Here is a 21,769-nt window from a genome sequence, read left to right as displayed (position 1 = left end):
CCCGCCGTCAGGCATGGGTCGCGAATGGCGGACCACTTTATCTGTAAAGGTGTAGCACATGAAACGTGTTGGTCTGATCGGTTGGCGCGGTATGGTCGGCTCCGTGCTCATGCAGCGGATGCTGGAAGAGCAGGACTTCGACCTTATCGAACCGGTGTTTTTCACCACCTCCAATGTCGGCGGGCAAGGCCCGGTCGTGGGCAAGGACGTCGCTTCCCTGAAAGACGCCTACAGCATTGAAGAGCTGAAGAGCCTGGACGTCATCCTCACCTGCCAGGGCGGCGACTACACCAGCGAAGTCTTCCCCAAGCTGCGTGAAGCCGGCTGGAACGGCTACTGGATCGACGCCGCCTCGAGCCTGCGCATGCAGGACGACGCGGTCATCGTACTCGACCCGGTCAACCGCAAGGTCATCGACCAGCAGCTGGACGCCGGTACGCGCAACTTCATCGGCGGCAACTGCACCGTCAGCCTCATGCTGATGGGCCTGGGCGGGCTGTTCGAAGCCGGCCTGGTGGAGTGGATGAGCGCCATGACCTACCAGGCGGCCTCGGGCGCCGGTGCGCAGAACATGCGCGAGCTGATCAAGCAGATGGGCGCGACCCACGCCGCCGTTGCCGGCGAACTCGCCGACCCGGCCAGCGCGATCCTCGACATCGACCGCAAGGTGGCCGAGGCCATGCGCAGCGACGCCTACCCGACCGAGAACTTCGGCGTGCCGCTGGCCGGCAGCCTGATCCCGTGGATCGACAAGGAACTGCCCAACGGCCAGAGCCGCGAAGAGTGGAAGGCCCAGGCCGAGACCAACAAGATCCTCGGGCGCTTCGGCAACCCGATCCCGGTCGACGGCATCTGCGTGCGCATCGGCGCCATGCGCTGCCACAGCCAGGCGCTGACCATCAAGCTGAACAGGGACGTGCCTTTGGCCGACATCGAAGGCATGATCAGCCAGCACAATCCCTGGGTGAAGCTGGTGCCCAACAACCGTGAAATCAGCATGCAGGAGCTGTCGCCGACCCAGGTCACCGGCACCCTGAACATCCCGGTCGGGCGCCTGCGCAAGCTCAACATGGGCCCGCAGTACCTGGGCGCCTTCACTGTCGGCGACCAGCTGCTGTGGGGCGCGGCCGAACCGCTGCGACGCATGCTGCGGATCCTGCTGGAACGTTGATCGCTTGAAAGCTGCAAAACAGACCCGCGCCTTGCGAAAAGCGCGGGTTTTTTTTCGGTTTCGCGCCGGCAAGCCAGATATGCGCGCACAGCCGAAAAAACCGCTAAAGTGCGCCCCTTCACGCCACAGGACCCTCACCATGACCCAGACCTTCGACATCGCCGTGATCGGCGCCACCGGCACCCTTGGCGAGACGCTGGTGCAAATTCTCGAAGAGCGCGATTTTCCCGTCGGCGAGCTGTACCTGCTGGCCAGCAGCGAATCGGCAGGGCATTCGGTAGCGTTTCGCGGCAAGAACGTGCGGGTTCGCGAGGTCGACGCGTTCGACTTCGCCAAAGTGCGCCTGGCGTTCTTCGCCGCAGGGCCGGGCGTGACCCGCAGTTTCGCGCCCCGCGCAAGCAAGGCCGGTTGCGCGGTGATCGACCTGGCCGCCGGCCTGGACGTTGCGCCGAACATCGTTCCCGAGGCCAATGCCCTGGCGCTCGCCGCGCTCAAGGCGCCTCTGCAGGTTGCCAGCCCGAGCTCTGCGGCGATTGCCCTGGCGGTGATCCTCGCGCCGCTGCATCAGCAGCTCAAGCTCGAGCGCGTCGATGTCACGGCCTGCCTGGCCGTTTCGGCCCAGGGCCGCGAGGCGGTCACCGAGCTGGCCCGGCAGACCGCCGAGCTGCTCAACGTGCGTCCGCTCGAACCGCGTTTCTTCGATAGGCAGATGGCCTTCAACGTGTTGGCCGAGGTCGGCAAGTCCGACGAGCAGGGCCACGGCAGCCTGGAACGGCGCCTGGTGGCGGAGTTGCGCGAATTGCTCGGTGCGCCTTTACTCAAAATTTCCGTGACTTGCCTGCAGGTGCCGGTGTTTTTCGGCGACAGTTTCAGTATCTCGCTGCAATGCGGCGCCAAGATCGACCTGGCTGCCGTGCAGCGCCAGCTCGACGCCATGCCGGCGATCGAGCGCGTGGAGGCCGGCGATTACCCGACTGCCGTGGGCGACGCAGTGGGCCAGGACGTGGTGTATGTCGGTCGCGTGCGCCGCGGTATCGACGACGATCACCAGTTGAACCTGTGGGCGACGCTCGACAACGCGCGCAAGGGCGGTGCACTGAATGCTGTGCAGATCGCCGAGTTGTTGATAAAAGACCTTGTGTAAAAGATACTTGGGTGCAATTTGCATAACGATTCTAGCTTGGCGCAGCTACGCTGGTCGTTGCGCTGGCTTGTTCTCGCTAGCCGAGGAATGTTCAAACAAAGGATGAGGTCATGGTTCAAGTTCGCAAGCTGGTGTTAGCAATTGCCGCCGCTACGGCGCTGTCCTCCGGTATGGCGCATGCACTGGGCCTGGGGGAACTGACCCTGCGCTCCAGCGCGAACCAGCCGCTTTCGGCCGATATCGAGCTGCTCGATGTGCGCGACCTGAGTGCCACCGACATCAAGCCTGCGCTGGCGCCGGCCGCCGACTTCAGCAAGGCCGGCATCCCGCGCCCGGCGTTTCTCGACGACCTGACCTTCACCCCGGTGATCAACCCCAACGGGCGCAGCGTGATTCATATCACCTCGAGCAAGCCGGTCAGCGAGCCGCTGGTCAAGTTCCTCGTTCAGGTCAATTGGCCGAGCGGGCGCCAGCTGCGTGACTACAGCATGCTGCTCGACCCCACCAAGTTCTCGCCGCAGGCAGCCCAGGCGGCCACCCAGGCGGCGCAGAACCTGCCGACCCCAGCCGTCAGCGCACCCACCACAACCAGCGGCCAGTACACCACTACGCCGCGCGACACCCTGTGGGACATCGCGCAGAAGGTTGGCAAGGGCGCCAGCGTGCAGCAGAACATGCTGGCCATCCAGGCGCTGAACCCCGATGCCTTCATCGATGGCAACATCAACCTGATCAAGACCGGCCAGGTCCTGCGCCTGCCCGATCCACAGCAAAGCACTGCCTTGCCGCAGAACCAGGCGGTGGCCGAAGTGGCCCGGCAGAACGCCGCCTGGCGCGAGGGCCGGCGCCTCGGCCCGCGCGCCCAGCAGGTCGACGCCACCCGGCGCGGCGCTGGCAGCCCGGCACCGGCGCCGGTGCAACCGGCCGACAAGCTCAGCCTGGTCTCCGGCAGCAGCAACGGCAAGGCCGGCAAAGGCCGCGCCGGTGACGCCCGCGCGCTGAGCGATAAGCTGGCCACCACCCAGGAAAGCCTCGACACCACCAAGCGCGCCAACGAGGAGCTGCAAAGCCGCAACGCCGACCTGCAGAGCCAGCTGGACAAGATCCAGCAGATTCTCAAGCTCAAGAACGACCAGCTGGCGCGTCTCGAAGCTGCTGCAGCGGCACCGGCCGCGGCCACACCGGCCGGCGGCGCGGCAGCCCCGGCGACCTCCGCGCCCCCTGCGGCCGCTGACGGCAGCGCGGCCCCCGCCGCCAACGCGCCGATCAACGCCCAGCTGGCGCCCACCCCGACCCCGGCGGCCAACCCGGACGCCGCGACGCCGCAGGCAGCGCCAGCCGACAAGCCCCTGGAGGCCAGCCAGCCGCCGCTCGACACCCGCAGCGACACCGACAAACTGCTGGCCAACCCGCTGTTGTTCGGCCTGATCGCCGGCGGCGGCCTGTTGGTGGTACTGCTCCTGCTGTTGCTGCTGGCGCGCCGGCGCAAGGCGCAGCTCGAAGCCGAAAAGCACACGCGCATGGCCCGCGCGCTCGCTGAAGAGGCCGAATACCCGCACCAGGATTTCGAGGCGCCGGAGGGCAGCTTCGACGGTCTGGAGCGTCCGGGTCCGAACGTGCACCTGGCGCCGGCTGTGGTTGCCGCCTCGGCCGCCGCCGCTGCCGCTGCGGCGGCGGCAGCCGCCAACCACACGCCGGTGAGCTTCGCCGCACCGCCTCCGCAGACCGTCATTCCGACGCCACCGCTCAAGCCCAGCGCCGACGAGCCGGTCGACGTACTGCCCGAGGTTGAACAGTCGATCACCCTCGGCCGCCTCAACCGCGCCGCCGAGCTGCTGGAAGGCGCCATCGACCGCGAGCCCAAGCGCAGCGACCTGCGCCTCAAGCTGATGGAAGTCTACGGCCGCCAGGGCGATCGCGACGGCTTCATCGGCCAGGAACGCATGCTGGTCGCCAACGGCCAGAACCACGCCGACGTCGAGGCCCTGAAGAACCGCTTCCCGGCCATGCTCGGCATCGCCGCAGCCACCGCCGGGGCGGCCGCCGTGGCCGCGCAGATGGACGCCGACTACGTCAAGGATCTGCTGAACGACGAGCCGGGCGCCGCCGACCCGATCGACGACACCTTCGACAGCGATTTCGACCTGAGCCTGGACGACTTCGAGAGCCAGGGCGAAGATCGCAAACCGAGTGATTTCGACAACGACCTGGACTTCGAGTCCATGCTCGCCGAGCAGCAGGCCGCCAAGCCCGCCGAAGTCGATCACCAGGACCTCAGCGACTTCGACCTCGATGTGCCCGAGCCCAAGCCGGCGGCCGAGGAGGTGGACGATCTTGACCTGCCCGACGACTTCGACCTGGCCTTGGCCGACGACCCCGAGCCGCAGCCACCCGCAGCCGATCATGCGCGGGTCAGCGCCGAGCTCGATCGCCTGTCCGAGAGCCTCGGTCGCCCGGTGGAACCTTTCGCCAAGCCACCGAGCCCGGAAGAACTGGCCTCGCTGGACAACGAAGAAGACTTCGACTTTCTCTCCGGTGCCGACGAAGCCGCCACCAAGCTCGATCTGGCGCGTGCCTACATCGAAATGGCCGACACCGAAGGCGCCCGCGACATCCTCGAAGAGGTGCTGCGCGAGGGTAACGCCAAGCAGCAAGCGGAAGCACAGGAGATGATCGGCCGCCTGGCCTGATCGTCGACCCAGAGCCGGGGGGTGGCCACGTCGCTCCCCAACTCCCACATCGCCTGCCCATCCCGCTATAATGCGCGCCCTCGCTGCAATCGACAGGCAACACCTTCTTGAACACATTCGACGACACCGCGGCGGCTGAAATGGCCGCTGCGGGCTTTTCCCGCATCGCCCTGGGCGTGGAATACAAAGGCTCGCGCTACCGCGGTTGGCAGCGCCAGGCCAGCGGCGTGCTCACCGTGCAGGAAACCCTTGAAAACGCCCTGTCGAAGGTCGCCGATGCGCCGGTGTCGCTGCTCTGTGCCGGGCGCACCGATGCCGGTGTCCACGCCTGCGGCCAGGTGGTGCACTTCGACACCCAGGCCGTGCGCAGCATGAAAGCCTGGGTCATGGGCGCCAATATCAACCTGCCCCACGACGTCAGCGTCAGCTGGGCCCGGGAGATGCCGGCGCACTTTCATGCGCGCTTCAAGGCCATCGCCCGGCGCTATCGCTACGTGATCTACAACGATCAGATCCGCCCCGCGCACCTGGGCGAGGAAATCACCTGGAACCATCGCCCGCTGAACGTCGCCCACATGGCCGAGGCCGCGGCGCACCTGGTCGGCACCCATGATTTCAGTGCTTTTCGCGCCGGCCAGTGCCAGGCCAAGTCGCCGGTCAAGCAGGTTCACCATCTGCGGGTCAGCCAGCACGGCAAGATGATCGTGCTCGACATCCGCGCCAACGCCTTCCTGCATCACATGGTGCGCAACATCGCCGGCGTGCTGATGACCATCGGCGCCGGCGAGCGCGAGCCGCAGTGGGCGCGTGAGGTGCTGGAGAGCCGCATCCGGCGGACCGGCGGGGTCACCGCGCACCCGTTCGGGTTGTACCTGGTGCAGGTCGAGTACCGCGACGAGTTTGAACTGCCGCAGCGCTACATCGGTCCACACTTTTTGACCGGATTCGACCTGCCCGAGTAGTTTTTGCTACTATCCGGGGTTTGATGCCCCTGCCGAGGTCCCAACGACATGTCCGCCGTTCGCAGCAAAATCTGCGGTATTACGCGCATTGAGGATGCTCTGGCTGCCGCCGAGGCGGGAGCCGATGCCATCGGCCTGGTGTTCTACGGCAAGAGCCCGCGGGCCGTCGACGTGCAGCAGGCGCGGGCCATCTGCGCTGCGCTGCCGCCGTTCGTGACCAGCGTGGGCCTGTTCGTCGACGCCAGCGCCTGTGAGCTCGAGGAGATTCTCCAGGCCGTGCCGCTGGACCTGCTGCAATTTCACGGCGACGAAAGCCCTGAGCAGTGCAGCCGCTATGGGCGGCCCTACATCAAGGCCCTGCGCGTGCGCCCCGGTGATGACCTGGAGGCGCAATGCCAGCGCTACGCCAGCGCCCGTGGCATCCTGCTCGACACCTTCGTCCCCGGCCTGCCCGGGGGCACCGGCGCGGCGTTCGACTGGTCACTGGTGCCGGCGCACCTGAGCCGGCCGATCATCCTCGCCGGTGGCCTGTCGGCCGCCAACGTCGGCGAGGCAATCGCCCGGGTACGCCCCTACGCCGTAGACGTCAGCGGCGGGGTAGAGGAGGCCAAGGGCATCAAGGACCCACACAAGATAGAGGCGTTCATGGCCGCGGTTCGCGCCGCCGGTTGATGTGACGGCGCTCGCCTGCGAACCGTCCACTAACGTTCGCTTCACCCATGATATGAATTCGATTTGCCGGTACTGGAGAAAAACAGCATGAGCAACTGGTTGGTAGACAAACTGATCCCTTCGATCATGCGTTCCGAGGTCAAGAAAAGCTCGGTGCCTGAAGGCCTCTGGCACAAATGTCCGAACTGTGAGGCCGTGCTGTATCGGCCGGAGCTGGAAAAGACCCTCGACGTCTGCCCCAAGTGCAACCATCACATGCGCATCGGTGCCCGCGCGCGCCTGGATATCTTCCTCGATGAAGAAGGCCGTGCCGAGCTGGGCGCTGACCTTGAGCCGGTCGATCGCCTGAAATTTCGTGACGGCAAGAAGTACAAGGATCGCCTCACCGCCGCCCAGAAGCAGACCGGTGAAAAAGACGCGCTGATCTCCATGAGCGGCACCCTGCTGGGCATGCCGGTGGTGGCCAGCGCGTTCGAGTTCTCGTTCATGGGTGGCTCGATGGGCGCCATCGTCGGCGAGCGCTTCGTGCGCGCGGCCAACTACGCCCTGGAAAACCGCTGCCCGATGATCTGCTTCGCCGCTTCCGGCGGTGCGCGCATGCAGGAAGCGCTGATCTCGCTGATGCAGATGGCCAAGACTTCGGCCGTGCTGGCGCGGCTGCGCGAAGAAGGCCTGCCGTTCATCTCGGTACTGACCGACCCGGTCTACGGTGGCGTGTCCGCCAGCCTGGCCATGCTCGGGGACGTCATCGTCGCTGAACCCAAGGCGCTGATCGGCTTTGCCGGCCCGCGGGTCATCGAGCAGACCGTGCGCGAAAAACTGCCGGAAGGCTTCCAGCGCAGCGAGTTCCTGCTCGACCACGGCGCCATCGACATGATCGTCTCGCGTCAGGAACTGCGTCCGCGCCTGGGCAGCCTGCTGGCACAGATGATGGGCCTGCCGACGCCGAGCTTCGTCGCCAAACCGGTCGAACCGCTGGTCATTCCGCCGGCGCCTGCCACGGTATGACCCAGCGCATGGCCGAACGCAGCCTGGGCGAGTGGCTGGCCTACCTTGAGCAACTGCACCCGTCGGCCATCGACATGGGGCTGGAACGCTCGCAGCAGGTCGCCGCACGGCTTGGCCTTGGCCGGCCGGCGGCACGGGTCATCACCGTGACCGGCACCAACGGCAAGGGTTCGACCTGCGCCTTTCTCGCCGCCTTGCTTGCCGACCGCGAGCTCAAGGTTGGCGTGTACAGCTCGCCGCACCTGCTGCGCTACAACGAGCGCGTGCAGATCGAGGGCCGCGAGGTCAGCGACGCCGAGTTGTGCGAAGCCTTCAGCGCCGTTGAAGCGGCCCGTGGCGACATCTCCCTGACCTACTTCGAGATGGGCACCCTGGCGGCGTTCTGGTTGTTCGAGCGCAGTGGCCTGGATGCCGTGGTCCTCGAAGTGGGGCTGGGCGGGCGACTGGATGCGGTCAACCTGATCGACGCCGACCTGTCGCTGGTCACCAGCATTGGGCTGGATCATGCCGAATGGCTGGGCAACACCCGTGAATCGGTGGCCGTGGAAAAGGCCGGGATCTTGCGTGCCGGCCGTCCGGCGCTGTGCGGCGATCCTTTGCCACCGCAGCCGCTGCTGGACAAGGTCGCCGAGCTCGGGTGCCCGTTCTACGGCCGTGGCCAGCAGTACGACCTGCAGATCGGCAGCGATGACTGGTCGTGGCGTGGCGTAGACAACCAGGGCGAGGCGGTGGAGCTGCTGTCCTTGCCGCTGCTCGACCTGCCCATGGAAAACGCCGCACTGGCGCTGCAAGCGTTCGTCCTGATGGATCTGCCGCGCGATGCCGGGCGTATCGCCTGGGCCCTCAAGCAGACCCGCGTGACCGGGCGCCTGGACCGTCGCCGGGTGCAATGGCAAGGGCGTGACATCCACCTGCTGCTGGACGTTGGCCACAACGCCCACGCCGCCGAGTACCTGGCCCGCCGCCTGGCCACCCAGCCGCTGGCCGGCAAGCGTCTGGCGGTGTTCGGCCTGTTGGCCGACAAGGACCTGCACGGGGTGATCGCGCCGCTGCTGCCCGCCATCCAGAGCTGGGCGGTGGCGCCCTTGCCGACGCCACGCTCACGTCCTGTAACAGAGTTGCAGCAGACCTTGCAGAACCTTGGCGCCCTGGTGGCGTCCTATGGCAGCGTCGCCGCCGCACTGCAGGCGCAGTGCGTGCAGGCGGACGCCGAGGACGAAATTCTCGTATTCGGATCATTTTACAGCGTCGCCGAGGCCCTCGAATGGATGGCGCGGCACGCCCCGGAGGATGCGGCCAATGGCTTTGCTGGATAACGTCTTCAAACAGCGGATGGTGGGCGCGCTGGTACTGATCGCCCTGGCGGTGATCTTTTTACCGATGCTGTTCTCCCGCGAAGACGAGTTGCGCCAGGTGCGCGTCGATGCCCCCGCCGCCCCGCAGGCGCCGGTGGTGCCCGAGGTCAAGATCGACCCGGTGGCAGTGCCGCAGCAGCAGCCGGTGGCCGAGCAGCCGGTGATCGAGGAGCAGCCCGACGAAACGCCGCAAGCGCCGTCGGCGCCGATCAAGGCCATTCCCGCAGCGCCAGTGGCGGCCAGCAAACCGGCGGCCAAGCCGGCCACGGCCGCCACCCAGCCCGCGCAGGCTCCAGCCAAGCCGGCCGCCGTGGCCAGTGCCCCGGCCAAACCGGACACCGCAGCCAAGATCGATACCAACGGCTTGCCGATCAGCTGGTCGATCCAGCTGGCCAGCCTCGGCAGCCGCGCCAGCGCCGACAGCCTGCAGAAAACCCTGCGCAGCCAGGGCTATAACGCCTATGTACGTTCAGCCGATGGCAAGAACCGAGTGTTCGTCGGTCCACTGGTCGAACGCGCCGAAGCCGAGCGGGTGCGCGACGTCATCGCCCGCCAGCAGAACCTCAAAGGCATCCTGGTGCGCTTCGAGCCCGAGCGCGGCTGAAAACTCGCAGGCCGATTTGATCTTCGATCAGATCCAGGGCCTGACCTGGAATGCAATCACGGCCTATCGCGGGCTTCGCGCGCTCCTACGATTATTTCGGGCGTATGCATCCAGCGGCCATCACCGATGAACGCCCCGAAGATCAAAAGCGGTCATAGGTGATGCCGCTGGAACGGCACGTTCAAAACAGACGTAGGAGCGCGCGAAGCCCGCGACAGGCCGCACGCGCGACCGGTGGTGGCCATATTGGACATTTCGCCAGGCGCTCGGAAGATCACACCGGCCTGGCGGCCTCTCGGGGCCATGCCCCTCCCACGTCGTGGCGTGTTGCGCCTGTGATGTGGGAGGGGGCAAAGCCCCCGAGAGGCCGCAGGCCGGTTTGATCTTCGATCAGATCCAGGGCCTGACTTGGAATGCAATCACGGCCTATCGCGCGACCGGTGGTGGCCATATTGGACATTTCGCCAGGCGCTCGGAAGATCACACCGGCCTGGCGGCCTCTCGGGGCCATGCCCCTCCCACGTCGTGGCGTGTTGCGCCTGTGATGTGGGAGGGGGCAAAGCCCCCGAGAGGCCGCAGGCCGGTTTGATCTTCGATCAGGTCCAGGGCCTGACCTGGAATGCAATCACGGCCTATCGCGGGCTTCGCGCGCTCCAACGCTTGTTTCGGGCGTAAGCATTCAGAGGCCATCACCGATGAACGCCCCGAAGATCAAAAGCGGTCATCGGTGATGCCGCTGGAACGGCACGTTCAAAACAGCCGTAGGAGCGCGCGAAGCCCGCGACAGGCCGCACGCGCGGCCGGTGGTGGCCATATTGGACATTTCGCCAGGCGCTCGGAAGATCACACCGGCCTGGCGGCCTCTCGGGGCCATGCCCCTCCCACGTCGTGGCGTGTTGCGCCTGTGATGTGGGAGGGGGCAAAGCCCCCGAGAGGCCGCAGGCCGGTTTGATCTTTGATCAGATCCAGGGCCTGACCTGGAATGCAATCACGGCCTATCGCGCGGCCGGTGGTGGCCATATTGGACATTTCGCCAGGCGCTCGGAAGATCACACCGGCCTGGCGGCCTCTCGGGGCCATGCCCCTCCCACGTCGTGGCGTGTTGCGCCTGTGATGTGGGAGGGGGCAAAGCCCCCGAGAGGCCGCAGGCCGGTTTGATCTTTGATCAGATCCAGGGTCTGACCTGGGATGCAATCACGGCCACCACCGGCCGCCCGCGCGGCCTATCGCGGGCTTCGCGCGCTCCCACATTTGTTTCGGGCGCATGCATCCAGATGCATCACCTATGACCGCTTGGTGCCTGGCGGTCTATCGTCGGACGGCAGAGGCGGTCGCGGTGATGCCACTGGGTGCAACAGATGTAGGAGCGCGCGAAGCCCGCGACAGGCCTATCGCGCGGCCGGTGGTGGCCATATTGGACATTTCGCCAGGCGCTGTTCTGCGGGTTCCATAGAATTGAACCATCGCCCGCCCGGACAATCACCGCTTACCCATCTGCCAGCGCTCTGCTAAAATGCGCCGCCTTAACCGCATGCGGGCTGCAACGTGGCATTTACCTGGGTCGACTGGGCAATAATCGCGATTATTGCCATCTCTGCTTTGATCAGCTTGAGCCGCGGCTTCGTCAAAGAGGCGCTGTCGCTGGTCACCTGGATCGTTGCCGGTGCCGTTGCCTGGATGTTCGGCGGCGGTCTGGCGCCGTATTTCGACAACTACATCCAGACCCCGTCGGCACGTGTGATTGCCGGCTGTGCGGTACTCTTCGTCGCCACCTTGCTGGTCGGCGCACTGGTCAACTATCTGATCGGCGAATTGATTCGAGTCACCGGGCTGTCCGGCACCGACCGTTTTCTGGGGATGGTGTTCGGCGCGGCGCGCGGTGGCCTGTTGGTGGTCGTGGCGGCCGGGCTGTTGAGCCTGGGCCCCGTACAACAAGATCTGTGGTGGCAACAGTCCGCCTTGTTACCCAAGTTTCTCTTGGTCGCCGACTGGTCGAAAAACCTCGTATTGGGGATGACCAGCCAGTGGCTTGCCAGCGGAATCACCTCACCGGTGGACCTTCCGTTCAAGGAGCACCTGTTTCCCACTGCCGCAAAAGGGCAGTAGGGCGCAGGCACTTAGTCCAGATTCATAAAGTAGGGGTTGCGTCGCATGTGTGGCATCGTCGGTATCGTCGGTAAGTCGAACGTCAATCAGGCGCTCTATGACGCCTTAACCGTTCTCCAGCATCGTGGCCAGGACGCTGCCGGTATTGTGACCAGCCATGATGGCCGGTTGTTTCTGCGCAAGGACAACGGCCTGGTGCGTGACGTGTTTCATCAGCGCCACATGCAGCGCCTGGTCGGCCACATGGGTATCGGCCACGTGCGCTACCCGACCGCCGGCAGCTCGACCTCGGCCGAGGCGCAGCCGTTCTACGTCAACTCGCCGTACGGCATCACCCTGGCACACAACGGCAACCTGACCAACGTCGAGCAGCTGGCCAAGGAGATCTACGAGTCCGACCTGCGTCACGTCAACACCAACTCCGATTCCGAAGTGCTGCTCAACGTGTTCGCCCACGAGCTGGCCGTGCGCGGCAAGCTGCAGCCGACCGAGGAAGACGTCTTCGCCGCCGTCACCGACGTGCACAAGCGCTGCCGTGGCGGCTACGCCGTGGTGGCGATGATCACCGGCTATGGCATCGTCGGCTTCCGCGACCCCAACGCCATCCGCCCGATCGTCTTCGGCCAGCGTCACACCGACGAAGGCGTGGAGTACATGATCGCCTCCGAGAGCGTCTCCCTCGACGTGCTCGGCTTCACCCTGATCCGTGACCTTGCCCCGGGCGAAGCGGTGTACATCACCGAGGACGGCCGCCTGCACACCCGCCAGTGCGCGCCCAACCCGCAGTACGCCCCGTGCATCTTCGAACACGTGTACCTGGCGCGTCCCGACTCGATCATCGACGGCATCTCGGTGTACAAGGCGCGCCTGCGCATGGGCGAGAAGCTGGCCGAGAAGATCCTGCGCGAGCGCCCGGACCACGACATCGACGTGGTCATCCCGATTCCCGACACCAGCCGCACCTCGGCGCTGGAACTGGCCAACCACCTGGGCGTGAAATTCCGCGAAGGCTTCGTCAAGAACCGTTACATCGGCCGGACCTTCATCATGCCCGGCCAGGCCGCGCGCAAGAAGTCGGTACGCCAGAAGCTCAATGCCATCGAGCTGGAATTTCGCGGCAAGAACGTGATGCTGGTGGACGACTCGATCGTGCGCGGCACCACCTGCAAGCAGATCATCCAGATGGCCCGTGAAGCCGGCGCCAAGAACGTCTACTTCTGCTCGGCGGCGCCCGCAGTCCGCTTCCCCAACGTCTACGGCATCGACATGCCGAGCGCTCACGAGCTGATCGCGCACAACCGCAGCACCCAGGAAGTGGCCGACCTGATCGGCGCCGACTGGCTGATCTACCAGGACCTGCCGGACCTGATCGAAGCGGTCGGCGGCGGCAAGGTCAAGATCGACACCTTCGATTGCGCGGTATTCGACGGCAAGTACGTCACCGGCGACATCGACGAGCACTATCTGAACAAGATCGAGCAGGCGCGCAACGACGCTTCCAAGGTCAAGACCCAGGCCGTGAGCGCGATCATCGATCTGTACAACAACTAAGTCTGCACGGGTCCGGGCCGTGAGGTCCGGCCCGTAGAAGGAGTTTTACATGACACAGGAATGGGACGCCGGTCGGCTGGACAGTGATCTGGAGGGCGTCTCGTTCGACACCCTCGCCGTGCGCGCCGGCCAACACCGCACACCGGAAGGCGAGCACAGCGACCCGCTGTTCTTCACTTCCAGCTATGTCTTCCGCACGGCCGCCGATGCCGCCGCGCGCTTTGCCGGCGAAGTGCCCGGCAACGTCTATTCGCGTTACACCAACCCCACCGTGCGCTCGTTCGAAGAGCGCATGGCAGCGATGGAAGGCGCCGAGCAGGCGGTCGGTTTCGCCACCGGCATGGCCGCCATCACCGCCATCGCCATGGGCCTGTGCAGCGCCGGCGATCACGTGCTGATTTCGCAGAGCGTGTTCGGCTCGACCATCAGCCTGTTCGACAAATACTTCAAGCGCTTCGGCATCGAGATCGACTACGTGCCGCTGGCCAACCTCGACGGCTGGGACCGGGCCATCAAGGCCAACACCAAGCTGCTGTTCGTCGAGTCCCCCTCCAACCCTCTTGCCGAACTGGTCGATATCGCCGCGCTGGCCGAAATCGCCCACGCCAAGGGCGCATTGCTGGTGGTGGACAACTGCTTCAGCACGCCGGCCTTGCAGCAGCCGCTGAAACTGGGCGCCGACATCGTCGTGCACTCGGCGACCAAGTTCATCGACGGCCAGGGCCGTTGCATGGGCGGCGTGGTGGCCGGGCGTGCCGAGCACATGAAGGAAATGGTCGGCGTCGTGCGCACCGCCGGCGCATCGCTCAGCCCGTTCAACGCCTGGGTGTTCCTCAAGGGCCTGGAAACCCTCAGCTTGCGCATGCGCCAGCACTGCGCCAACGCGCAGGTGCTGGCCGAGTGGCTGGAGCAGCAGGACGGCATCGAGAAGGTCCACTACTCGGGGCTGCCGAGCCACCCGCAGCACGAACTGGCCAAGCGCCAGACCCGTGGCTTCGGCGGCGTGGTCAGCTTCGAGGTCAAGGGCGGCAAGGAGGGCGCCTGGCGCTTCATCGACGCCACCCGGCTGATCTCCATCACCGCCAACCTGGGCGACAGCAAGACCACCATCACCCACCCGGCCACCACCTCGCACGGGCGCCTGTCGCCGGCCGAGCGCGAGGCGGCGGGCATCCGCGACAGCCTGATCCGCGTGGCCGTGGGCCTGGAAGACGTCATCGACCTGCAAGCCGACCTGGCCCGCGGGCTGGCCGCCCTGTGAGCGAGATGGATTTCGGCGCCGCCCGCAGCCACAACGGTCGCGTTGCCCTGGTGACCGGGGCTGCGCGCGGCATCGGCCTGGGCATCGCCGCCTGGCTGATCAGCGAGGGTTGGCAAGTGGTGCTCAGCGACGTTGATCGCCACCGTGGTCCGCAGGTTGCGGCGGCGCTGGGCGAAAACGCGCTGTTCATCGCCATGGACGTCGCCGACGAGCATCAGGTGGTGGCTGGCGTGGCCCAGGTGCTGGGCCAGTTCGGCCGCCTCGATGCGCTGGTGTGCAACGCGGCGATCACCGACCCGCACCACACCATGCTCGAAAACCTCGACCTGGCGTACTGGAACCGCGTGCTGGCGGTCAACCTGAGCGGGCCGATGTTGCTGGCCAAGCACTGTACGCCGTACCTGCGCGCCCACTGCGGGGCCATCGTCAACCTGGCGTCCACCCGCGCGCGGCAATCGGAGCCGGACACCGAGTCCTATGCGGCGAGCAAGGGCGGGCTGGTGGCCCTGACCCACGCGCTGGCCATGAGCCTGGGCCCGGAGATCCGCGTCAACGCCGTCAGCCCCGGCTGGATCGATGCCCGTGATCTTTCCGAGCGCCGCGACGCGCCGTTGAGCGAAGCGGACCACGCCCAGCACCCGGCAGGGCGGGTGGGCACCGTGGAAGATGTAGCGGCGATGGTGGCGTGGTTGCTGTCGAAGAATGCGGCGTTCGTCACCGGCCAGGAGTTCGTGGTGGACGGCGGCATGACGCGCAAGATGATCTACTCGTGAAGCCGCTAAAAGCGGTCTTCAAAAAAAAACCTATGTGGGCTATTGACTTAGGTTCGGTAGGTGCGTAAATTTCGCGGCCTCAGCGAAGCAAAGGGTGATTAGCTCAGCCGGGAGAGCATCTGCCTTACAAGCAGAGGGTCGGCGGTTCGATCCCGTCATCACCCACCACTTCCTGAGAATGTTGTACGTGATGCTTCACCGTCTCTGAGAGACAACACTTAGCGCAGCGGTAGTTCAGTCGGTTAGAATACCGGCCTGTCACGCCGGGGGTCGCGGGTTCGAGTCCCGTCCGCTGCGCCATCTTATGTACAAGTCGGGTTTGCCCGGCTTGCGGTTCAAAGGCTTCATGCCTGCGGATCAACCAGGTTTCAAACGGACGCAAGTCCGAGCGATACGCAGCGGTAGTTCAGTCGGTTAGAATACCGGCCTGTCACGCCGGGGGTCGCGGGTTCGAGTCCCGTCCGCTGCGCCATACATAGCTCCGAAGCCCTTGAACTCTTCGAAGCGCAACAAAAAAGCCCCAGGTCGAGAGACCTGGGGCTTTTTTGTTGTCTGGGTTTTGCCTTTGCGCTCTGCAGGCGCCGCGATCTGCAGAAGCTTGAAATGTGTGTAGGAAAAATCCGTGCTCATCTTCGGAAAATTCCTAGATATTTTTGTGGTTGATCCAACCTACAGTCTTTCCCCTCGTCGTTACCCCGGATCCAAAATTGGCCTGAGCCATTCCGGGTAGCGACTCATCTGAAGGGGAATGACGATGTCCAGCAACAGCTTCCAGAACGAAATACCCAAGGCGCGGATCAATATCCGCCTCGACCTGCACACAGGCGGGGCGCAGCAGAGCGTCGAATTGCCACTCAAGTTGATGGTGCTCGGCGACTACAGCAACGGCCGTGAGCAGCGCCCGCTCAGCGAACGGCCCAAGGTCAACATCGACAAGAACAATTTCGACAACGTGGTTGCCGAGTTCTGTCCGCAGTTGCACCTGTCGGTCGCCAATACCTTGAGCGCCGACGGCGATGAGACCGCTGTAAACCTGAGCTTCCAGCGCCTCGCCGATTTCTCGCCCGAGCACGTGGCGCGGCAGATTCCGCAACTGCGCACCTTGCTGGCCATGCGCATCCTGCTGCGTGACCTGAAATCCAACCTGCTCGACAACGCCACCTTTCGCCGCGAACTGGAGCTCATCCTCAAGGATGCCGCTTCGAGCAACGCCCTGCGCGCCGAACTGACCGCCCTGGCCGCAGACGCTCGATAAGCCGCCATCCACCCCACCCACAAGAGAGGGAACCCCATGACCGTACAAGGAACTGGCACGCCTGCCACTGACGTCGTCACGCCAGAACAACCGGGCGTCTACGCCCATCTGTTCAGCCGCATCGACATGAGCCCGGTCGCCGCGCTGCAACGCGTCGACGCCTTCCAGGACGTCGATGCGCTGTGCGAAGTATCAGCCGACGAACGCGTGACCGCCGGGGTCAGCGTCTTGCTCGACCTGCTGCAAGACACCGCACAACCCGTGCAACGACTCGACCGCGCGCTGCTCGACGGGCACATCGCCGAGCTCGACCGGCAGATCAGCCGGCAGCTGGACGAAGTGATGCACCACGAGGATTTCCAGCGCGTCGAATCGGTCTGGCGCGGCTTGAAATCCCTGGTCGACCAGACTGATTTTCGCCAGAACGTGCGCATCGAGCTGCTCGATGTCAGCAAGCGCGACCTCATCGAGGATTTCGAGGACGCCCCGGAAATTGCCCAGAGCGGCCTGTATTTCCAGACCTACACCCAGGAGTACGACACGCCGGGCGGGGAGCCGATCGCTGCGGCGATCTCCACCTACGAGTTCGACCGCAGCCCGCAGGACATCGCTTTGCTGCGCAGCCTTTCGCAGGTTGCCGCGGCGGCTCACATGCCGGTGATCGGCTCGGTGGGGCCGGCTTTTTTCGGCAAGCAGAGCATGGAGCAGGTGGCCGCGATCAAGGACATCGGCAACTACTTCGATCGTGCCGAATACCTCAAGTGGAAGGCCTTTCGCGACACCGACGACGCCCGCTATATCGGCCTGACCCTGCCACGGGTGCTCGGCCGTCTGCCGTACGGGCCGGACACCGTGCCGGTGCGCAGCTTCAATTACATCGAAAGCGTCAAGGGCCCCGACCACCATAAATACCTGTGGACCAATGCCTCTTTCGCCTTCGCCGCCAACATGGTGCGCAGCTTCGTCAACAATGGCTGGTGCGTGCAGATTCGCGGGCCCAAGGCCGGCGGCGCGGTGAGCGACCTGCCGATCCACCTGTACGACCTGGGCATCGGCAGCCAGGGCAAGATCCCCTCGGAGGTGATGATCGGCGAGACTCGCGAGTTCGAATTCGCCAACCTCGGTTTCATCCCGCTTTCCTATTACAAGAACCGTGACTACGCCTGTTTCTTCTCCGCCAACTCGGCGCAGAAGCCGGCCCAGTACGACACCGTCGATGCCACCGCGAACAGCCGCATCAATTCGCGCCTGCCGTATCTGTTCCTGCTGTCGCGGGTGGCGCATTACCTCAAGCTGATCCAGCGCGAAAACATCGGCACCACCAAGGACCGCCGCGTGCTGGAGCTGGAGCTCAACACCTGGGTGCGCAGCCTGGTCACCGAGATGACCGACCCCGGTGACGACCTGCAGGCCTCGCACCCGCTGCGCGATGCCCGGGTCACGGTGGAAGACATCGACGACAACCCGGGCTTCTTCCGGGTCAAGCTCTACGCGGTGCCGCACTTCCAGGTGGAAGGCATGGACGTCAACCTCTCGCTGGTGTCGCAGATGCCCAAGGCTCAGGTGTGAGCATGGGGCATTCGATCAGCATCAACCGCCCGTTGTGGGGCTCGGGCATCAGCCTCGCCCCGCAGACCTTCCAGCAGCAGGCGGCGTGGGAAGCACGCACCAACGAATGCGTCGCGCAGTTGGCGCGGGCCCACCCGTGGGGCGTGCGCCACGTCAGCGTCGACGCCACGGCGCTGCGCCTGGGCGTGCTCAAGCTCGCCGAGCTGAATGTGCGCCTGCCCGACGGCAGCCTCATCGACAGCACGGCAGGCGACGCGCTGCCGCCGGCAGTCGAACTGGCGAGCACGCTCGACAGTCAGGCGCAGGCCGCCGTGTTCCTCGTGGCATTGCCGCTGGAGCATGGCAATGGCGGCAACTGCGTGATGGACGGCAGCGAGACGGCGCGAGCGGTGCGCTACCGTCAGGTCTGGCGCGACCTGCAGGATGCCTATGACGACGGTCGGCAGCCCATCGCGGTGCTCGAGCCGCGAGTCGAATTGCGCCTGCAATCGACCTGGCCGGGCGAGGCGGGCGAGAACGCCCAGTTCGCCACCTGCGCGGTGCTGCGGCTGGTACGCGACGGCAACGCCGGCTGGGCGCTCGACACCCAGTTCGTGCCGCCCTTGCTGTGCCTGGCGGCGCATGCCGGGCTGTTGCTGCGCTTGCAGCACCTGCACAGCCAACTGGTGGCCAAGCGTACCCGCCTGATGGGGATGCGCCGCGAAAGCCACCAGCGCATGGCCGACTTCGCCGTGGCGGATGTCTCGCTGTTCTGGCTGCTGAATGCGCTCAACAGCTGTCAGCCGGTGCTGGCGGAGTTCATTGCCCACCCCGACTATCACCCCGAAGCGCTCTACCTCGAACTGGCGCGGTTGGCCGGCAGTCTGTCGACCTTCTCGCTGGACGACGCAGCGTGCGTCATCCCGGCCTACGACCACCGGCAGTTGGACCGGGTGTTCATGCCGCTGCTGGAGCTGATTGCCAATCTGCTGGAAACCAGCCTGCCGTCGCGGGTGATCAGCCTGGCGCTGACGGGCGGCGGTAATCGCTGGCAGGTGGCGCTGCATGACCCACGCCTGCGCGAACCCGACGGCGTCGACTTCTACCTGTCGGTGCGCTCGCCGATGCCGGCGGCCGCCTTGCAGGTGCAGTTTCCGCGCCTGTGCAAGGCCGGCGCGCCGGACGCTGTGGACCGTCTGGTGAACGCCGCGCTGGAAGGCATCCCGCTGATTTCCCTGGCCCACGTGCCGGCGGCGATCGCCATGCGCCTGGGCAACCAGTACTTCGCCCTCGACCTGGAGCACGCCGAGGGCCGGGCCATGCTCGACGCCGGGGTCTGTGCGTTCCATGTGCCAGCGACGCTTGCCGATGTGCAGCTGGAACTGTTTGCGGTACTGCGCTCATGAGCCGCTTGTCGAGACAGGCCATGGCCACGGACATCGACCCGTTGCTGCAGGACACCTGGCTGCTGGCCGTGGAGCTTCGCGAGCGCGACTCGCTGCTCGAATCGGAAGGTTTGTGGGGCCATTGCACCGAACAGGTCGAGCACTGTCGCCAGCGTCTGCTCGAGGCGGGCATGGCCGAGCGTTCGGTGGCGTTGATCACCTATGCGCAGTGCGCCTTGATCGACGAATGCGTGCTCGGCCGCTCCGACCACGAGAGTCATTCCAGCTGGGCGGCGAAGCCGCTGCAGGGGCACTTCTTCAAGAACCTGGACGCTGGCACTCAGGTGTACGAAGACATGCGCGCGGTGCTGGCCGAGCCCGCCGCGGACGTGCGAGTGCTGACCTGCTATCAGCGTTTGCTGCTGCTCGGTTTTCGCGGTTGCCACAGCGACCTCGACGCGCCGCAACGTCAGCAGCTGTTCGAGGCGCTGAACCAGCGGGTGGCCGCGCTGGCCCTGGCACCGGTGGCGCTGCTCGCCGCGCCGCGTCGTTGGCGCGACTGGCTCGACACGGTCGCGCCGCTCAGTCACGCCTGCGCCGCCGCGCTGGTGCTGGCGGGCGTCTGGTGGGGGCTGCACGCCGCACTGGGCAGCGCTATCGCCAACCTGCCGGCCGTGGCCTGAGGAGTGTCCATGCTTCCCAAGCTTGCCGAGCACGGCCTGCCGCCGCCCGAGTACCGCCAGCTGGTGGTGCTGGTGGGCGGTGATGGTCTGGGCGCCCTGTTCGCCGCCGAGGTCGCTGCGCAGGATCTGCCGGCCGATAGCAAAGAGCGCAGCGACAACCTGCTGGTGCGAGTGACCGAGCAGGCCTGCTACGTGTCCGTTGGCTCGGCGCAGCAACTGGCCGAGCGGGTCGAGCAGCTGCTGGCGGCGCGCCCGCAGTGGCGCGGGCAACTGGCGCTGCAGTGGGTGGTCAATCCGGCCGAGCACAGCGACCGCGCGGTGTTGCTCGCGGCGCTCAAGGCGCTGCGCCAGCAACTGGCGCGGCTGCAACGTGGCGGCTGGCGCTTGCCGCTGCTGCTGACCGGCTACCTGCCGGGCCAGCACGCGGCCGCCCAGTGGTTCAGCCAGCAGGCCGGGCAGCATCCGCTCAAGGTGGTCGAGGCGGGGCATTGGCGGACGCTGGCGCACTGGCAGCAGTTGCCCGGCAACGGCCAGCAGCGCGGCGCCCGCCTGCAGGCCCTGGTGCAGGTCAGCAGCGCGCTGGCCTGGTGGCAGCAGACGGTGCTGCCGCCGTTGCTCGAGGCCGATGGCGACAGCCCGCCGTGTCTCGCCCTGGCGTGGGCGGTGCGGGTGGTGCCGAGCTGGCCCCAGGTGGTGCCCGGCAATCTCTGGCAGCAATGGCTGGCTCGCCGAACCGGGCTGCCGGCCATTGCCGCCGTCGAGGTCCGCGCCGCGCAACTGCCCCTGGCCGACGAGCTGATGCACCTGCTGCCACGCCGGCGCGGCAACCCCCTGAGCCGACGTGCGTGGGCGCGGGGGGTGTGGCTGGGCGCGGTGCTGGTGGCCGCCGCCATGGCCAATTCCGCCTGGCAGAACACCCTGTTGGCTCGGCAGATCAGCGATGACGTGCGGCGCTATCACGCCGTGCCGACGCCGCTCAGTCGCGCTCAGTCGGTCTTCGCCCGCAAGCAACAGGCCCTGGCGGCGCTGCGCGCAGACGCCGCGCTGCTGGATCGGCACTACCGGCACGGCGTCCCGCCCTACCTGGGCCTGGGCTTCTACAGCCTCGGCGCGATGCGCCTGCCGCTGCTGGACCTGGTCGCGGCGCATCGCCTGCCGCCGCTGCCGGCGCCGCCGCCGCCGGCCGCGCCGATCAGGCTCGACAGCCTGTCGTTGTTCGACGTCGCGAGCGCCGAACTCAAGCCGGGCTCCGAGCCTTTGCTGATCAAGGCACTGATGGGCATCAAGGCGCAGCCGGGGTGGCTGATCGTGGTTGCCGGGCACACCGACGCCACCGGCGACCCTGCGCGCAACCTGCAGTTGTCGCGCCAGCGGGCGCAGGCGGTGCGCGACTGGATGCAGCGCATGGGCGAGATCCCCGACAGCTGTTTCGCCGTACAAGGCCACGGTGCAACCCGCCCCGTGGCGAGCAATACCGACGCGGTCGGCCGCAGCCGCAACCGCCGCGTCGATATCCGTCTGGTACCGGAGGAGGGCGCCTGCGAGCGCGCTCCTGTGGTAGCGGACTCAACGATCGCCCAATGAACGGGCGACCCATAAAA

17 protein-coding genes and 3 tRNA genes are annotated in these 21,769 nt (G+C 66.1%); all 20 read left to right on the top strand.

Translation table 11 applies throughout. The features are described from left to right. The first annotated feature begins 58 nt into the window (after nt 1-58). The 20 genes from asd (at nt 59) to SFA35_RS19035 (ending at nt 21,752) form a co-directional block, all read left to right on the top strand. Entirely contained in the window at nt 59-1,171 is a 1,113-nt protein-coding gene (asd, locus tag SFA35_RS19130) for an aspartate-semialdehyde dehydrogenase (protein ID WP_320572093.1), read from the top strand. 139 nt (nt 1,172-1,310) lie between these two features. Further along, nucleotides 1,311-2,315 carry an aspartate-semialdehyde dehydrogenase gene (locus SFA35_RS19125; protein WP_320572092.1) on the top strand — a complete coding sequence of 335 codons (1,005 nt, stop codon included), beginning with the start codon at nt 1,311-1,313 and terminating at the stop codon, nt 2,313-2,315. Between the two features lie 110 nt (nt 2,316-2,425). Continuing rightward, the gene (locus tag SFA35_RS19120) at nt 2,426-5,005 is read left to right on the top strand and encodes a FimV/HubP family polar landmark protein (protein ID WP_320572091.1); all 2,580 of its coding nucleotides are present in this window, start codon (nt 2,426-2,428) and stop codon (nt 5,003-5,005) included. A 140-nt stretch (nt 5,006-5,145) separates the two neighbouring features. Continuing rightward, complete coding sequence (gene truA / locus SFA35_RS19115; RefSeq protein WP_320579120.1) at nt 5,146-5,967, top strand: tRNA pseudouridine(38-40) synthase TruA; 822 nt, start codon at nt 5,146-5,148, stop codon at nt 5,965-5,967. 48 nt (nt 5,968-6,015) lie between these two features. Continuing rightward, nucleotides 6,016-6,639 carry a phosphoribosylanthranilate isomerase gene (locus SFA35_RS19110; protein WP_320572090.1) on the top strand — a complete coding sequence of 208 codons (624 nt, stop codon included), beginning with the start codon at nt 6,016-6,018 and terminating at the stop codon, nt 6,637-6,639. Nucleotides 6,640-6,726: 87 nt separating this feature from the next. Continuing rightward, on the top strand, nt 6,727-7,647 hold the full coding sequence (gene accD / locus SFA35_RS19105) for an acetyl-CoA carboxylase, carboxyltransferase subunit beta (RefSeq protein WP_320572089.1): 921 nt from the start codon (nt 6,727-6,729) through the stop codon (nt 7,645-7,647). Nucleotides 7,648-7,655: 8 nt separating this feature from the next. After that, nucleotides 7,656-8,963 (top strand): bifunctional tetrahydrofolate synthase/dihydrofolate synthase, encoded by a 1,308-nt coding sequence (folC, locus tag SFA35_RS19100; protein WP_320579118.1) that lies wholly within the window; start codon nt 7,656-7,658, stop codon nt 8,961-8,963. Further along, nucleotides 8,947-9,606 (top strand): SPOR domain-containing protein, encoded by a 660-nt coding sequence (locus SFA35_RS19095; protein WP_320572088.1) that lies wholly within the window; start codon nt 8,947-8,949, stop codon nt 9,604-9,606. Before folC ends, SFA35_RS19095 begins: the two co-directional genes overlap by 17 nt. A 1,545-nt stretch (nt 9,607-11,151) precedes the next feature. Beyond that, the gene (locus tag SFA35_RS19090; RefSeq protein ID WP_320572087.1) at nt 11,152-11,712 is read left to right on the top strand and encodes a CvpA family protein; all 561 of its coding nucleotides are present in this window, start codon (nt 11,152-11,154) and stop codon (nt 11,710-11,712) included. 45 nt (nt 11,713-11,757) lie between these two features. After that, entirely contained in the window at nt 11,758-13,263 is a 1,506-nt protein-coding gene (gene purF / locus SFA35_RS19085; protein ID WP_320572086.1) for an amidophosphoribosyltransferase, read from the top strand. Between the two features lie 49 nt (nt 13,264-13,312). Further along, nucleotides 13,313-14,524, top strand: a complete 1,212-nt coding sequence (locus tag SFA35_RS19080) for an O-succinylhomoserine sulfhydrylase (protein WP_320572085.1) — start codon at nt 13,313-13,315, stop codon at nt 14,522-14,524. Between the two features lie 5 nt (nt 14,525-14,529). Further along, complete coding sequence (locus SFA35_RS19075; protein WP_320579116.1) at nt 14,530-15,297, top strand: SDR family oxidoreductase; 768 nt, start codon at nt 14,530-14,532, stop codon at nt 15,295-15,297. 92 nt (nt 15,298-15,389) lie between these two features. Continuing rightward, nucleotides 15,390-15,465 (top strand) — tRNA-Val (locus tag SFA35_RS19070). Between the two features lie 55 nt (nt 15,466-15,520). Next, nucleotides 15,521-15,597 (top strand) — tRNA-Asp (locus SFA35_RS19065). A gap of 95 nt (nt 15,598-15,692) precedes the next feature. Continuing rightward, nucleotides 15,693-15,769, top strand: a tRNA-Asp gene (locus tag SFA35_RS19060). A 282-nt stretch (nt 15,770-16,051) separates the two neighbouring features. Next, nucleotides 16,052-16,552 (top strand): type VI secretion system contractile sheath small subunit, encoded by a 501-nt coding sequence (tssB, locus tag SFA35_RS19055; protein ID WP_320572084.1) that lies wholly within the window; start codon nt 16,052-16,054, stop codon nt 16,550-16,552. A 36-nt stretch (nt 16,553-16,588) separates the two neighbouring features. Beyond that, nucleotides 16,589-18,121, top strand: coding sequence for a type VI secretion system contractile sheath large subunit (gene tssC, locus SFA35_RS19050; protein WP_320572083.1), 1,533 nt, complete (start codon nt 16,589-16,591; stop codon nt 18,119-18,121). 14 nt (nt 18,122-18,135) lie between these two features. Next, complete coding sequence (tssK, locus tag SFA35_RS19045; protein WP_320579114.1) at nt 18,136-19,506, top strand: type VI secretion system baseplate subunit TssK; 1,371 nt, start codon at nt 18,136-18,138, stop codon at nt 19,504-19,506. 20 nt (nt 19,507-19,526) lie between these two features. Then, a complete protein-coding gene (gene tssL, locus SFA35_RS19040; RefSeq protein ID WP_320572082.1) occupies nt 19,527-20,168 on the top strand; it encodes a type VI secretion system protein TssL, short form in 642 nt (213 codons plus the stop codon). A 9-nt stretch (nt 20,169-20,177) separates the two neighbouring features. Further along, nucleotides 20,178-21,752: an OmpA family protein gene (locus SFA35_RS19035; protein ID WP_320572081.1), complete on the top strand. Its 1,575-nt coding sequence runs from the start codon at nt 20,178-20,180 to the stop codon at nt 21,750-21,752. Nucleotides 21,753-21,769: the final 17 nt, after the last annotated feature.

The sequence above is a fragment of the Pseudomonas sp. HR96 genome, assembly GCF_034059295.1.
Lineage (GTDB): Bacteria > Pseudomonadota > Gammaproteobacteria > Pseudomonadales > Pseudomonadaceae > Aquipseudomonas.
This window is presented reverse-complemented; position numbering and strand designations above follow the sequence as displayed.